A 14,419-nucleotide genomic window follows, 5' to 3' on the forward strand; every position below is an offset into this window, starting at 1 on the left:
CATGGATATCCGCACATTGCAACGCGTTATCATCGACGCACTCGAGGACGTCAAGGCGCAGGACATCCGCGTCTTCAACACCAGTCATCTGACCGAGCTATTCGACCGCGTGGTCGTTGCAAGCGGCACATCGAACCGGCAAACCAAGGCGTTGGCCAACAATGTGCGCGAAAAGGTCAAAGCGAGCGGCGGTGACATCGTCAGCACCGAAGGCGAGGACACCGGCGAATGGGTGCTGGTCGACTGCGGCGACGCGGTCGTGCACATCATGCAACCTGCACTGCGCCAATACTATCGACTCGAGGAAATCTGGGGGGACAAGCCGGTGCACGTGAAGCTCGGCGGCCAGGCCGGCCCGCAAGGCAGTGGCCCAGTCGCGCCGGGCCTGGCGACGTGACGTGTAGGGCGGCGGCAGCCGCGCCCGAGTCATCGGCATGAAGCTCCACATTGTCGCAGTCGGACACCGAATGCCGGACTGGGTTGCGCGCGGCTTTGACGAATACGCGAAGCGCATGCCGCCTGAACTGCGCATCGAACTGCGCGAGATCAAGCCGGAACAGCGGGCATCGGCACGCGCCGCAACGAGCGTGATGGCGGCCGAGCGTACGCGCATCGAGGCGGCATTGCCCAAGGGCGCGCGACTTGTTGCGTTGGATGAGCATGGCCTGGACTGGACCACAATGCAGTTGGCACAACACCTGCCGCGCTGGCAGCAGGACGGCCGCGATGTGGCTTTTGTCATCGGCGGCGCGGATGGGTTGGATCCGGCCATCAAGGCACAGGCCGATCTACTGCTGCGGCTCTCCAGCCTGACGCTGCCCCACGCCATGGTCCGCGTGCTGCTGGCAGAGCAGCTTTACCGCGCGTGGAGCATCACGCAAAATCATCCTTATCATCGGGCGTAACGGTACCGCCCGACGTGCCCGCTTGCCCGCCACGCCGGTGAGCGGCACGGCCCTTCCCGTTCAGGTGATCATGTCCATTCCATCATCGCTCGATCCGGCAGCGTCCAGCCTGTCGACACACGAGGCATCCGGCGCCAACGACGCCTGCCCTGCCACGCCGCGCCATTCGTTTATTTATCTTGCGTCGCAAAGTCCCCGCCGTCGAGCGCTGCTGGAGCAGATCGGCGTGCGCTTCGAGTTGCTGCTCGCGCAAGAGCACGAAGATGCCGAGGCACTGGAAGCCGAACGGCCAGGCGAATCTGCGCAGGACTACGTGGTACGTGTGACGCTGGCCAAGGCAACGGCCGCTGGCGCACGCCGGAACCGACTGCTAGCCCGACAACACGATACAGCGCCGGCGCCGATTCTTGTAGCCGACACCACTGTGGCGCTCGATGACGAAATCCTCGGCAAACCGAGCGACGTCGATCACGCGTTGCAGATGCTCAAGCGCCTAGCCGGCCGCGCACATCGGGTATTGACCGCCGTTGCACTGGTCGGCGCCGATGCCACTGTCACCAGCGCACTGTCCGTGTCGCGGGTGTGGTTTGCCGCGGTGGACGACGCATCGCTGGCGCGCTATGCGCGCAGCGGCGAGCCCTTCGGCAAGGCAGGCGCCTACGGCATCCAAGGCCGCGCAGCCGAGTTTGTCGAGCGAATCGACGGGTCCTATTCAGGTATCATGGGCCTGCCCCTTTTCGAGACTACCGCGCTGCTACGCGCGGCCCGCGTGGCGTTCCAATAAATCATGAACGAAGAAATTCTGATCAACGTCACCCCGCAGGAAACCCGCGTCGCGATCGTCCAGCAAGGCGCAGTACAGGAGCTTCATATCGAGAGAACGCTGTCGCGCGGCCGCGTCGGCAACATCTATCTCGGCAAGGTCGTGCGCGTGCTGCCCGGCATGCAGTCGGCGTTCGTCGACATCGGGCTGGAGCGCGCCGCGTTTCTGCACGTGGCCGATATCTGGCATCCGCGGCTGGCACCCGATGCGGCAGTCAGTGCACCGCAGCAGCCGATCGAGAAGATTGTCTTTGAAGGGCAAACGTTGATGGTCCAAGTGGTCAAGGATCCGATCGGCACCAAGGGCGCACGCCTGTCCACCCAGATCAGCATCGCTGGCCGAACACTCGTCTATCTGCCGCAGGAGCCCCATATCGGCATCTCGCAGAAGATCGAGAGCGAGGTGGAACGCGAAGCGGTCCGCGCCCGACTCACGTCGGTGCTCCCAGTGGACGAAAGAGGCGGCTACATCGTGCGCACGATCGCCGAGGATGCGTCCAGCGAGGCCCTGTCGAACGATGTCGCCTATCTGCGCAAGACGTGGGCCACGATCCAGGCACAGGCAACACGGATGCCGCCGACAACCCTGCTGTACCAGGATCTCAACCTGGCGCAGCGCGTATTGCGCGACTTCGTCAACGACGACACCACGCGGATCCAGGTCGATTCGCGCGAGACATCGCAGATGCTCGTCGAGTTCGCCAATGAGTTCACGCCGGCGGTCGCCTCCAAGCTCCACCACTATACCGGCGAGCGCCCGCTGTTCGACCTGTATAACATTGAAGCTGAGATCCTGCGCGCGCTGTCGCGCCGCGTCGATTTGAAGTCCGGCGGCTACCTGATGATCGACCAGACCGAAGCCATGACCACGATCGACGTCAACACGGGAGGTTACGTCGGCGCGCGCAACTTCGACGACACGATCTTCAAGACCAACCTGGAGGCCGCTCATACGATTGCTCGGCAATTGCGACTGCGCAATCTGGGCGGCATCATCATCATCGACTTCATCGACATGGAGAATGCCGAGCATCGCGACGCGGTGCTTGGCGAGCTAAAAAAGGCGCTCAGCCGAGACCGCACACGCGTCACTGTCAACGGCTTCTCGCAACTGGGTCTGGTGGAGATGACGCGCAAGCGCACCCGGGAATCGCTAGCCCATGTCCTGTGCGAACTGTGCCCAGTATGCCAGGGCAAAGGGCAGGTCAAGACTGCGCGCACGGTGTGCTACGACATCCTGCGGGAGATTCTGCGCGAATCCAGGCAGTTCAACCCCCGCGAGTTCCGCGTCGTGGCAGCGCAGCAGGTCATCGACCTGTTTCTCGAGGAAGAGTCGCAGCATCTGGCGATGCTGTGTGATTTTATCGGCAAGCCCGTGTCGTTGCAGGTCGAGTCGAATTTGAGCCAGGAGCAGTACGACATCGTGTTGATGTAGGGGCACCTGGCTTCACCGGAAATGCAACTGTAGCATGAGCCCGCGAACTGCTTGAACGGGTCCAAGCCAGGTGTCGATGAACTGAATGGGAGAAGGAAAATGGGGCAACGGTGCTCGTGCTGCGGCGAAGCATTCGATTGCGGGGCGGCCGATCCCAGTCGCCCCTGCTGGTGCGCGAACTTTCCACCGTTGCCTGCCCGCGCGCTGGATCCCGAGCAGGGCTGCCTGTGCGCTAGCTGCTTGGTGAGCAAGCTGGCACGCATGCCGGTCGACGCCACCGCGCTGGACGGGGCAAACCGCGTGAACCCGGTCTGTCACAGCAGAGACTACACCGGCTCAGAGGCTTCCTGAGACGGCCACGCGCTCAAACCTAATACGGCCCCGCACCCGTCCTGATACGGCCCGGGTTCAAGCGCCGTCACAGTGGTATGCACATTGGTCACCATAAACGTTTGACCTACACGTTGGTTCCCGCTATAATTCTTTTCTTTCCAGACGCGGGGTGGAGCAGTCTGGCAGCTCGTCGGGCTCATAACCCGAAGGTCGTAGGTTCAAATCCTACCCCCGCAACCAAAATTCTTCGCAAAAAGGCCGGTTCCGCATCGAATCTGCGCCTTCATAACATCTGTTTGTCGAATCCCTTAACTGAAGAAATAATGCGGCTGCATTTTGTTGAGCCGCGAACCCGTTCTTCTCAGATATCGTGGGGCTGACGTAACCACGCGCCGAGTGTAGTGGATGCGCGTTGTTAAAGTGGCGTTAATCGACCACTTCATCCATTGCGACACGCCGCGTCGCGAGGTGCCAACCCTGCACACGTGTAGCCTTCAGCGAGCTGCGAATACTTTCGGTTGGCGCATTATCCCAGCATCGCCTCGTCGGCTCAACGCGCGCTCAATGGCGTCTCCAAGATTCTTCAACAGATGCCACCTGTCGGCCACTTGTATGGCTTGCGGCGCGTCACGAGTAATGCCTTCGGCATAGACGCCAGCGCGATCGCGTGACACCAACTGGACTGCGCAATAGCCGCTTAGCCAACTCGCCACCGTCATTGCATTGCGCTCTGGCAGCAGATCCATTGGCCGGCGTTTCTCCAGATCGACCAGTAGGGTACCGTAGAGATGACCGCGTTTGAATGCCCAGTCGTCGATGCCAACCAGGGTCGGCGGCGATGTCGTGGCGATTTGCTTCTGGCCATGGCTCTTGAGCAAACGAAGAATTGTTTCTCTGCTCATGCAGATGCCAAGGCGCTGCACCAATCGAGTGCCTGCGGCACCGCTGAGCGCGTGACGCGATGGCCACTACACGGCAGGCTCTCAACGCGTCGTCGGTACTCTGCGTGTATCCGGGAACTTGTCACTGAAGGACTGATTGCATTTGCGTTGAAGCAGGCAAAGCTGGGCATGCCGGTGGCAGAAGTGGTGCCGCAAGATTGGCATCAGCGATGCGACGTTTTACAACTGGCAGCCTTGGCCCATCGGAGCTACGTTAGTTGAAGCAATTTGAAGAGGAGAACGCGAAGCTTAAGCGGCTGATGGCAGACCTGTTGCTGAACAAAGCCATGTTGCAGGACGAGCCTGTCAGATTTTTAGTGTGCCTGAGCCTGTCAGAATTTTAGTGTGCCGAGGTCATGAGACGATAACGGAAATAACGTTCTATGACCGATGCAACCGTGACCAAGAGTAAGAATGCGAAGGCGCCGAAGCTGTTTCCCGATGAACTGATTGACCAACTGCTGGCGCAGGTGCAAAGCAAGGATGCCGAGTCGATTCTGGGCGAATCGGGCTTAGCCGGGCAACTGAAGAAGCAACTGGCTGAGCGCATGCTCGCGGCGGAACTGACGCACCATCTGGAAAGCGAAGTCGAGCAAGGTAAGGATGGCAATCATCGCAATGGGAGCAGCCCCAAGACGGTGATCACGCCCAGCGGCGAACTGAAGTTGGCTATCCCCCGTGATCGGCAGGCCAGGTTCGAGCCACAGCTGGTGGGTAAATATCAGCGCCGGCTGCCCGGTTTTGACGATCACGTCATTAGCCTGTATGCGCGCGGCATGAGCGTGCGCGAGATTCAAGGCCATTTGCGGGAACTGTATGGCCTTCAGGTGTCGCCCGATCTGATTTCGAGCGTCACCGACGAAGTACTGGCCGAGGTCGAGCAGTGGCAACAGCGACCACTCGAGGCGATGTATCCGATCGTGTATTTTGACGCGCTTCGATTGAAGATCCGCGACGAAGGCACGGTCAAGAACAAGGCGGTGTACCTGGCGCTGGGCATCGGGGCCGACGGCCGCAAGCAAGTGCTGGGTTTGTGGATCGAGCAAACCGAAGGCGCCAAGTTCTGGCTGAAGGTGTTCAACGAGTTGAAGAACCGCGGCTTGCACGACATCCTGATCGCGGTGGTCGATGGTTTGCGCGGCTTTGCTGAAGCGATCGAGGCGGTGTACCCGGCTGCGCAAATCCAGACCTGCATTGTTCATCTGATCCGCAATTCGCTGAAGCTGGCCAGCTGGAAAGAGCGCAAGCCTCTGGCTGCCGCGATCAAGCCGATCTATCAGGCCGCCACGGCCGAGGCAGCGGCAGCGGCGCTCGACGCTTTTGCGCACAGCGAATGGGGCCGCAAATTCCCTACCGTCGCGGCCATGTGGCAGCGCCAATGGGAACAGGTCATACCCTTTTTCGCCTATCCGCCCCAGGTGCGTCGAATCGTATATACGACAAACGCTATCGAGAGCATGCACATGCAGTTGCGCAAGATCGTCAAGAACCGCGGCCACTTCCCAAGCGACGAAGCGGCCAGCAAACTACTGTATCTGGCCTTGCGCAACATCGAAAAGGACTGGAAGATGCCACCTATCACCTGGCAGCAAGCCGCCAATCAGTTCGCGATCCTGTTCGGCGAACGATTCACTTGCGCCATCAGCTGAGATTTTTTAACCGACCTCAGCACACAAAATTTCTGACACCTCCGTGTGCCTGGGATAACTTAAAACCACATCGATTAACCCGACACTTTAACTCAATAATGGCGCGCACTGTTGGCGATCTGCAGTGACTACGCTTTGCGCACGCTCGGCGCCTATTCCCAAACTGGAGGCCATTGACGAGCAACGTGCACGACGTTCAACACCCGCACCCTGTCGCCGGCCACATCATAAACCACAATGTAATTCCGATGTGCTACTAGCTCACGGGTGCCGACAGCGCGACCAAGCCGGCCCAGACTGGGGTGTTCGATTAAAAGTGCGGCTTTTTCCGAAAACAATTCATCGATGGCCAATGCGGCGACCGGGTTATCCGCTTCAATGTAACCATAGATCGCTTCACGATCCTGCATTGCCTCCGGCGTCTAAAATAACTCCATCACTTAGCCGCTTCGATACGGCGACGTGCCGCGGCGCGCCGAGCCGCGAACTTGGCTTCAACCTCGGCGGCCGGAATCAGATTACCGGCATCCGCTGAAGTCTGGGACTTTTGCACCTTGGCACGCAACCAAGCGTCATACTCCGACGCCTCCTTCTGCTGACGCACGTAATCTCGCATGAAATCGCGTAACAGTTGCGCGCCGGTACGATCTTGGCCTCTGGCCGCCGTCGAAAATTCGTTTTTTAGCGTCTCATCGACTCGAAAAGTAAAGGTTGCCTCGCTCATGCCCCTCTCTCTCCTGTATTACTTTTTAATTACGTTGTAACACAATCTTGTGGTAATGGAAAAGCACCATCCAGCGGCAATGTTCTCCGGCGCATTGACTTAAAAATTTTTTACGTGCATGTTGCCTCACGGGATGATGTCACTGCCGAGTAATTGTCACTCTTCGATGTTTTGCGTTGAAGGCCGGCGCAGCTGCGCGCCGGAATACAGGCCACGTATGCTCGAACGGATTTTCCCGGCTGCGCCAAGTGTGGACAACGCGCGCTTTTTGGTGATGCGTCGGCGCCGGGCCAGATACCGAGGTTGCCTCATCGCAATCTCAGTGCGGCAAGTTTCGTCGCGCCCCTTTCTCGATGTGAATCGGCCAGCCAGCACCGAGTTGCCGACATTAGCGTAACGTGAACATTGTTATCTTGCCGTTCAAGCCGTCTTGCCATGCCTGTGTTACTAAACATATACTGTCCATAAATGTTCAGTTTCTGTAAATCATCAAATGCTTGTTCGAGAACTGATCACGGCCATGGACCGGTGGGACAAGGCAGGGATTTGGGCGTATTCGTTAAACACGCTCCGTCTCCTATTCCCGGAGAACGAACGCGCTATGCTCAAGGCGCTCGCACGCCACGAGCGTGCCGGACTGATTACGCATGTCGCACGCGGCCTCTATGTGAACCCTCGTGCGAGGTCAATGCCACCCGATGCATTGAACGCTCTGGTGCCGTTCCTGCGGCCTTGGGATTTCAACTATCTCAGCCTAGAGTCGGCGCTCTCTGAAGCGGGCTGGATCTCCCAGATTCCCTCTCGACTCACCATGATGACCACTGGCCGCAGCCAAACGTTTGAAACGCCCTATGGAACATTGGAGTTTGTCCACACCGCGCAACGCCCCGACAAGCTGCGCAGTGATCTCATATTCGACGCTCGACGCGAACTTGCCGTCGCGACCCCGGCCCGCGCACTGCGCGACTTGAAACGCGTCGGGCGCAATCTCGATCTAGTCACCCTTCATGGAAACCAGAATGCTCCTACGCACACGCACTGATCTTTTGGCCCTTGCGGGCCAGTATGCCAACGATCGCAAGGTGCCCACCAATACCATCATGAAGGAGATTCTGCACTACGAGATTCTTTACGCTCTCTTGCAAAGCGGCGCAGCAGCGGCGCTCACGTTTCAGGGCGGTACCGCGCTGCGCCTCTGCTACCAGGGCACGCGGTATTCGGAGGATCTAGATTTTGCAGGCGGTGACAATTTCGATCCACGGTTGATGGCTCCCTTCGCCGAGCTCTTGCAAAAGGAAATTGCCGATGCGTACGGGCTACAGATCGAAATTAAGGCTCCGAAAGAAAAGCCGCCGTCAGACGGAGTCAATGTCACTCGGTGGAGCGCCAAAGTACATATCCCGCAAATCGATCCCAGCGTACCGCAAAACCAGATCATCAATATCGAGGTTGCCAGTGTTCCTGCCCACGATGCAGATTTGGTATCCATCGCGGCGAACTACCCTCACCTACCAGCACCGCATCGTCAACTGATCATCACCGCGGAGACTCCGAACGAAATACTGGCCGACAAACTTCTCGCGCTGGGTGCCCGCCCGTTCCTCAAGGCGCGTGATATTTGGGACATCAAATACTTGACAGACCGGCAGGTCGCTCCAGACATGGACTTGATCGGCAGAAAGCTGCTTGACTACGGTTGGGCCGAAGACGATTTCAAAAAAGCGCTCCAACGCAAGCTGAACCAGCTTGACGACCCAGTTGCAGCTTCCGCCTTTCACAAGGAAATGAGCCGATTCGTCGATGCCGGAGTTGCAGCACAGCTACGTAATGCCGCACTTGTCAGTGGCTTCTTCCGACGAGCCAAAGCGCTAGGCTCAGCCGTGCTTGCGGCAGATCTCGCGGATGATAATTCGCCCCAGCCTCGCCCATGATGCAATGACACCCGAGCCCAGTTGAAAAATCGACTGCGCCGGCACGTCCAACGTCGCAGCACCGCCGCATGCGCTGACCGGCTTTGACCAACCGCGCCGCCTCCAGCTTAAATTCGAGCGTGTAGCGCGCCCGCGTCGTCTTGCTCGTCTTCTTGACGCTTCTTGCTTGAGTTTAAATGCTTAACAAGGGATGCGTTTTTCGGGGGCAACCTCACTGCATAGCACGCACCGCTACGCCGCCCCCTGTTGGTACTGAATCCGATGTAGGTTCGCATACAGACCGTCGCGGCGCAACAGCTCCGCGTGCGTCCCCTCCTCGACGATCCGACCGCCATCGAGCACAAGGATACGATCAGCGCGTTCAATCGTCGACAGTCGGTGCGCAATCACCAGCGTGGTCCGTCCACGCATCAGTACTTCGAGCGCCGCTTGCACATGGCGCTCCGACTCCGAATCGAGTGCCGACGTCGCTTCATCGAGGATCAAAATCGGCGCATCCTTGTAGATCGCGCGTGCAATCGCGAGCCGTTGCCGCTGTCCGCCAGACAATCGCATGCCATTGTCGCCAACCAGCGTATCGATCCCCGCCGGCATCAACGCAACCGCGTCCGTGAGACTGGCTGCGCGTAGCGCGGCATCGACGCGATCGCGCTCCACAGGCTGCCCATAGGCGACGTTGGCCGCGATCGTATCGTTGAACAGCACGACATCCTGACTGACGAATGCGATCTGCTTGCGCAGGTCCGGCAATCGATACTCGGGCAGCGGCACGCCGTCGATCAACACGCGCCCGGCAGTCGGATCGAAGAAGCGGGGCAATAGGTTCACCAGCGTGGTCTTGCCGCTGCCGGATGGCCCGGCCAGCGCCACCATCTCACCCGGCGCAATCTTCAACGAAATGTCGTCGAGTGTCGGCCGCTCCGTGGCCCCATAGTCGAAGCTCACATGGTCGAATTCGACACTGCCGGTCGCACGATCAAGTTTCTGTTCGCCGCCGGCGTTCTCCACCGGCTCGTCAATCAGGCCAAAAATCAGCTCGGCGGCCGTCATGCCGCGCGTCAACGGCTGGTTGACGTCGATCAAGTGCTTCAACGGCGAAATCACGAGCAGCATCGACGTGACGAACGCGACGAATCCGCCGACCGTCGTTTGGTCGTTCGCCGATTGGATCACGGCAATTGTAATCACCACGGCCAAAGCGATCGATGCGAGGAACTGCGTCAGCGGCTGAGCCAGGCCGCCGGAAATTGCCACCCGCATTGCATAGCCACGCAAGCGCCGGCTCATATGCGTGAAGCGGCCCATTTCGTACGGTTCGCCGTTGTGCACCTTGACGACCTTGTAGCCGCCGACCGTCTCCTCGACGATGTACGACAGCTGGTTGGTCAGCATTTGCTGCTCACGATTGAGCCGGCGCAAGCGCCGGTTGATCTTGCTGACCAGCCAGCCGATCGCCGGCAGGATCACCGCAACGATTAACGTCAACCGCCAATTCAGGTAGAACAGATAGCCGAGCAGGAACACCACCGTCAACGAATCGCGCACGAGCGTGACTAGCACGTTTGTCAACACGTTGAGCACCTGGTTCACCTCGAACACGATCGCATTGATGATCGTGCTGGCCGTTTCACGTTGGAAAAAAGCGGCCGGTGCGCGCAGCATTGTCTGGAACATCTGCAACCGCAGGTCCAACAAAGCGCGGTTCAGCACGTAGGATAATAGGTAGCCAGACGCGTACTGTGCAAGCCCGCGACCCAGCGCGAGCCCGATGATCGCCACCGGAACATACCAGCGAACCGACGAACCCGGGTCCTTCGTGCCGAAACCCTTGTCGATCAACGGTTTGAGCAACGCCGGAATGCCCGCCTCGGCCGCCGCCACCAGCCCCATCGATACGATCGCGAGCACGACAGCCCACCAGTACGGCCGCACGATCCGGCCGATGCGGGCCAGTACATCGACGTGCGCGACGGGCTTGGCCACGCTACTGGCCACGCTGTTCTCAGGTGTAGTCAAATCAATCCTTTCGGTGGTGTCAGCGCTGCGGATACTGGATCTCGACAGCGCCCGCGCTGAATTCGGCACGTAGCAGGTTGAGAAGGTCATCGCTGGGCCTCACGCGCCACGCGTCGCCCAGCGTCGAGTCGCATTGCGCGCCAACGCCCTGGTAGCGGATTCTGACCCGCAAGCCGCCCGGCTCTGGGCCGCCACGCACGTCGCCGTTGCGACGCCCGTTGCTGCCTTCGCCCGCCGGGCCACGCGGTGGGCCACCGGCATGGCGCGCCCGGCCCGACGTGCCGGCAGCCACCGGCATCTGTTCGGACTGCGGGGTCGCCGCCAGCCGGTGCGGTTCGAGCAAATCACGCAACCGCCTCGGATCCGCATTGCCATTGACCGACAGCAGTAGCGAGTCCGCATAGCGGCGGCGTGCGCGCTCCAGATCCATGACGATGTCCACGGTAAAGCGAATGCCGCCGGTAAAGCTGTCGTTGCGCGCCTGTCCCTGCACGACCAGCAGTTCGTCTTCCTTGAAGATCGGGCGGTTCGCGTCGTAGATCTCGTTGAAGACCGTGACCTCGCACTGGCCAGTGCCATCATCGAGCACCGCGACTAGCATCTTGCCGCGTTGCGTCATCTGCGTGCGCATCGCGGTAATCACGCCGGCGATCACCTTGTCGCGCCCTTCCTTCAACTCCCCGATTTTCTGGCGCACGAAGCGTCGCACTTCGTCCTTGTATGCGTCGAACAAATGCCCGGAAATATAGAAGCCAAGCGCCGCTTTCTCCTCCTGCAGCTTGCGCTTCTCGGTCCACGCCGGCTCGTCGACCAACTCATGCTGATGGCCGCTCGAGCCATCGGGCATGTCGAATAGGCCGCCCTGCAGCGCATTGGCGCTCGCCTGCTCAGCCGCCTCCATTGCCAGCGGCACCGACGCGAGTAGTTGCGCCCGGTTCTCGTGCAGCGAATCGAATGCGCCGGCCCGGATCAGCGCCTCGATCGTGCGGCGATTCACAATGCGGCGATCAACGCGCTCGCAAAAGTCGAACAGGTCGCTGAACGGCTGCGACTCACGAGCCCGTAGGATTTCCTCGATCGCGTTCTGCCCACTACCCTTGATCGCGCCAAGGCCGTAACGGATCGTCTTCGAGCGCTTGCCCGGCGCATCGGCCACCGGCTCAAAGCGGTAGGCCGACTGATTGATGTCCGGCGGCAGCACCGCCAGATGGTTCGCGATGCAGTCCTCAAAAAGGATCTTCACCTTGTCGGTGTCATCCATCGCGAGCGACATATTGGCCGCCATGAATTCGGCCGGATGATGCACCTTGAGCCAAGCGGTGTAATACGCGAGCAGCGCGTACGCCGCCGCGTGCGACTTGTTGAAGCCGTAGCCGGCGAACTTCTCCATCAAGTCGAAGATCTCGTCGGCCTTTTCCGCGCTCAAGCCATTCTTGGCCGCTCCTTCACGGAACAACTCGCGATGCTTGGCCATCTCCTCGGGCTTTTTCTTGCCCATCGCGCGACGCAGCAAGTCCGCGCCGCCGAGTGAATAGCCGCCGATGATCTGCGCCATCTGCATCACCTGCTCCTGATAGACCATGATGCCATAGGTCTCCTTCAGGATAGGTTCGACGCGGGGATCCGGATATTCGACCATTTCCCGCCCATGCTTACGTGCACAAAAGCTCGGAATCAGATCCATCGGGCCCGGCCGGTACAACGCAACCAGCGCGATGATGTCCTCGAAGCGGTCGGGCTGCGCATCCTTGAGCATGCCTTGCATGCCGCGGCTTTCCAACTGGAACACCGCCACCGTATTGGCGTTCTTCAGGATTGTGAACGACGCGGGGTCGTCCAGCGGCACCTGCGCGAGCGACCAGTCCTGCTTGGACGGATCCAGTCGCCGGATATACCGCTCGGCCCAGTCAAGAATCGTGAGCGTGGTCAATCCGAGAAAGTCGAACTTGACGAGCCCGACGGCCTCGACGTCGTCCTTGTCGTACTGACTGACGACGCCACCGTCGTCACCCTGCGTGTACAGCGGACAAAAATCAGTAAGCTTGCCCGGCGCAATCAGCACGCCACCGGCGTGCATGCCGACGTTGCGCGTCAACCCTTCGACGCGTTGCGCGAGTTCGAGCAACTGGCGCACCTCGTCCTCGTTGTCGAATCGCTCCTGCAGCTGCGGCTCCTCCTTCATCGCGTCGGCAATGGTCACATGCTTGCCGGGTTTGAACGGAATCAGCTTCGCGACACCATCGGTGAAGTTGTAGCCCAAGTCCAGCACGCGGCCAATATCGCGCACCGCGGCCTTTGCTGCCATCGTGCCAAACGTGGCGATCTGCGACACCGCATCGGCACCATACTTGCTCTTCACATACTGGATCACGCGATCGCGGCCATCCTGGCAGAAGTCGATGTCGAAGTCCGGCATCGAGACACGCTCGGGATTAAGGAATCGCTCGAACAGCAGGTTGTAGCGCAACGGATCCAGATCCGTGATCCCGAGCGCGAATGCCACCAGCGAACCGGCGCCCGACCCCCGTCCCGGCCCCACCGGCACCCCATTGTTCTTGGCCCAGTTGATGAAGTCCGCGACGATCAGGAAGTACCCCGGAAAACCCATCTTGATGATGGTGTCGCATTCGAACGCCAGCCGCTCTTGATACGTCTGGCGCCGCGCGTTACGTTGCGTCGCGTCCGGAAACAGCTGCTCGAGGCGCTGCTCGAGTCCAGTCTTGGACAATTGAACCAGGTAATCGTCCAGCGACATCCCGTCCGGTGTCGGGAACAACGGCAGCTTGGGCTTGCCCAATTCGAGCGTCAGGTTGCAGCGCTTGGCGATTTCCACTGTGTTGGCCAGCGCCGACGGGATATCGGCAAACAGCTCGCCCATCTGCTGTTGCGTGAAAAAGTACTGGTCCGTCGAAAACCGCTTCGCGCGTCTCGGGTTGGCGAGTATGTCGCCTTCGGAGATACACACACGCGCTTCGTGCGCGGTGAAGTCCTCCGGCGTCATGAACTGCACCGGATGCGTCGCTACTACGGGCAGCTTCAACTGCGCAGCAAGCTCCACCGCCTGCTGCACATAAGCTTCGACACCCGGTTGCCGCATCCGCTGCAGCTCGATGTAAAACGCATTCGGGAAAATCGCTGCCCAACGCTGTGCATGGCGTGTGGCCGCCTGCACATTGCCCGCGGCCAGCGCGATGCCGATGTCACCGTGTTGCGCACCGGACAACGCCAGCAGGCCTTCGGCAAGACCCGTTTCGAGCCACTGGCAATCTACCTCGGCCCGGCCGCGGTACTGGTTCGTCAACCACGCGCGGCTGAGCAACTCGCACAGGTTGAGATAGCCACGCCGGTCCTTGACGAGCAACAGCAGCCGTGCCGGCTTGTCGCGATCGTCGGGATTCGAGACCCAGACGTCGGCACCGACGATCGGCTTGACGCCGTGCGCACGAGCCGCCTTGTAAAAACGCACCAGACCGAACGCGTTGGCGAGATCGGTCAGTGCAAGCGCACCTTGCCCGTCTTCCGCTGCCCGCTCGACCGCGTCGTCAAGACGCACGATGCCGTCGGCAATGGAAAACTCGGAGTGAACGCGCAGATGGACGAAGCGTGGATCAGACATACGGGTATTTTACCTTGCGGGGAGCGACGCCGGCCGTCATGCCGCAG

At 60.1% G+C, this 14,419-nt stretch carries 14 protein-coding genes, 1 tRNA gene and 1 pseudogene; 10 read left to right on the top strand and 6 right to left on the bottom strand.

Translation table 11 applies throughout. The features are described 5' to 3' along the window. Window position 1 precedes the first annotated feature (1 nt). From rsfS to RBRH_RS09270, 6 genes are all read left to right on the top strand, one after another. Window positions 2–397 carry a ribosome silencing factor gene (rsfS, locus tag RBRH_RS09250; RefSeq protein WP_013435943.1) on the top strand — a complete coding sequence of 132 codons (396 nt, stop codon included), beginning with the start codon at window positions 2–4 and terminating at the stop codon, window positions 395–397. Window positions 398–434: 37 nt separating this feature from the next. Continuing rightward, window positions 435–905, top strand: coding sequence for a 23S rRNA (pseudouridine(1915)-N(3))-methyltransferase RlmH (gene rlmH, locus RBRH_RS09255; RefSeq protein WP_013435944.1), 471 nt, complete (start codon window positions 435–437; stop codon window positions 903–905). Between the two features lie 70 nt (window positions 906–975). After that, window positions 976–1,689, top strand: coding sequence for a Maf family protein (locus RBRH_RS09260; RefSeq protein WP_083813518.1), 714 nt, complete (start codon window positions 976–978; stop codon window positions 1,687–1,689). Window positions 1,690–1,692: 3 nt separating this feature from the next. Then, the gene (gene rng, locus RBRH_RS09265; protein ID WP_013435946.1) at window positions 1,693–3,162 is read left to right on the top strand and encodes a ribonuclease G; all 1,470 of its coding nucleotides are present in this window, start codon (window positions 1,693–1,695) and stop codon (window positions 3,160–3,162) included. A gap of 99 nt (window positions 3,163–3,261) precedes the next feature. Next, window positions 3,262–3,513, top strand: coding sequence for a cysteine-rich CWC family protein (locus RBRH_RS17350; protein WP_013435947.1), 252 nt, complete (start codon window positions 3,262–3,264; stop codon window positions 3,511–3,513). Window positions 3,514–3,658: 145 nt separating this feature from the next. Continuing rightward, window positions 3,659–3,735 (top strand) — tRNA-Met (locus RBRH_RS09270). Between the two features lie 254 nt (window positions 3,736–3,989). Here the strand turns inward: RBRH_RS09270 and RBRH_RS18995 are convergent. Continuing rightward, window positions 3,990–4,397, bottom strand: coding sequence for a transposase (locus RBRH_RS18995; RefSeq protein ID WP_162145554.1), 408 nt, complete (start codon window positions 4,395–4,397; stop codon window positions 3,990–3,992). 108 nt (window positions 4,398–4,505) lie between these two features. On the opposite strand from RBRH_RS18995, the pseudogene RBRH_RS09280 reads away from it, so the two are divergent. Together RBRH_RS09280 and RBRH_RS09285 are read left to right on the top strand one after the other, a co-directional pair. Continuing rightward, window positions 4,506–4,735, top strand: a pseudogene (locus RBRH_RS09280) (transposase); the annotation flags it as partial. An 84-nt stretch (window positions 4,736–4,819) separates the two neighbouring features. After that, window positions 4,820–6,085: an IS256 family transposase gene (locus RBRH_RS09285; RefSeq protein WP_013435951.1), complete on the top strand. Its 1,266-nt coding sequence runs from the start codon at window positions 4,820–4,822 to the stop codon at window positions 6,083–6,085. Between the two features lie 152 nt (window positions 6,086–6,237). On the opposite strand, the gene RBRH_RS09290 is transcribed toward RBRH_RS09285, so the two are convergent. The 3 genes from RBRH_RS09290 to RBRH_RS19000 all read right to left on the bottom strand — a co-directional run bounded on the left by RBRH_RS09290 (window position 6,238) and on the right by RBRH_RS19000 (window position 7,121). After that, on the bottom strand, window positions 6,238–6,495 hold the full coding sequence (locus tag RBRH_RS09290) for a type II toxin-antitoxin system RelE/ParE family toxin (protein ID WP_013435952.1): 258 nt from the start codon (window positions 6,493–6,495) through the stop codon (window positions 6,238–6,240). Between the two features lie 26 nt (window positions 6,496–6,521). Further along, window positions 6,522–6,809 (bottom strand): CopG family ribbon-helix-helix protein, encoded by a 288-nt coding sequence (locus RBRH_RS09295; protein ID WP_013435953.1) that lies wholly within the window; start codon window positions 6,807–6,809, stop codon window positions 6,522–6,524. Window positions 6,810–6,965: 156 nt separating this feature from the next. Continuing rightward, window positions 6,966–7,121 carry a hypothetical protein gene (locus tag RBRH_RS19000; RefSeq protein ID WP_157864417.1) on the bottom strand — a complete coding sequence of 52 codons (156 nt, stop codon included), beginning with the start codon at window positions 7,119–7,121 and terminating at the stop codon, window positions 6,966–6,968. Window positions 7,122–7,302: 181 nt separating this feature from the next. Here RBRH_RS19000 and abiEi point away from each other — a divergent pair, with 181 nt between their 5' ends. Together abiEi and RBRH_RS09305 are read left to right on the top strand one after the other, a co-directional pair. Further along, a complete protein-coding gene (gene abiEi, locus RBRH_RS09300) occupies window positions 7,303–7,851 on the top strand; it encodes a type IV toxin-antitoxin system AbiEi family antitoxin (protein ID WP_013435956.1) in 549 nt (182 codons plus the stop codon). Beyond that, window positions 7,829–8,740: a nucleotidyl transferase AbiEii/AbiGii toxin family protein gene (locus RBRH_RS09305; RefSeq protein WP_157864489.1), complete on the top strand. Its 912-nt coding sequence runs from the start codon at window positions 7,829–7,831 to the stop codon at window positions 8,738–8,740. Before abiEi ends, RBRH_RS09305 begins: the two co-directional genes overlap by 23 nt. A gap of 231 nt (window positions 8,741–8,971) precedes the next feature. Here RBRH_RS09305 and msbA read toward each other — a convergent pair whose 3' ends face one another. Together msbA and dnaE are read right to left on the bottom strand one after the other, a co-directional pair. Then, a complete protein-coding gene (msbA, locus tag RBRH_RS09310; RefSeq protein WP_013435958.1) occupies window positions 8,972–10,846 on the bottom strand; it encodes a lipid A export permease/ATP-binding protein MsbA in 1,875 nt (624 codons plus the stop codon). Further along, entirely contained in the window at window positions 10,776–14,372 is a 3,597-nt protein-coding gene (gene dnaE / locus RBRH_RS09315) for a DNA polymerase III subunit alpha (RefSeq protein ID WP_013435959.1), read from the bottom strand. The genes msbA and dnaE overlap by 71 nt, the downstream gene beginning before the upstream one ends. Window positions 14,373–14,419 lie beyond the last annotated feature (47 nt).

Origin of the sequence: Mycetohabitans rhizoxinica HKI 454, from assembly GCF_000198775.1 — a bacterium.
GTDB lineage: Bacteria > Pseudomonadota > Gammaproteobacteria > Burkholderiales > Burkholderiaceae > Mycetohabitans > Mycetohabitans rhizoxinica.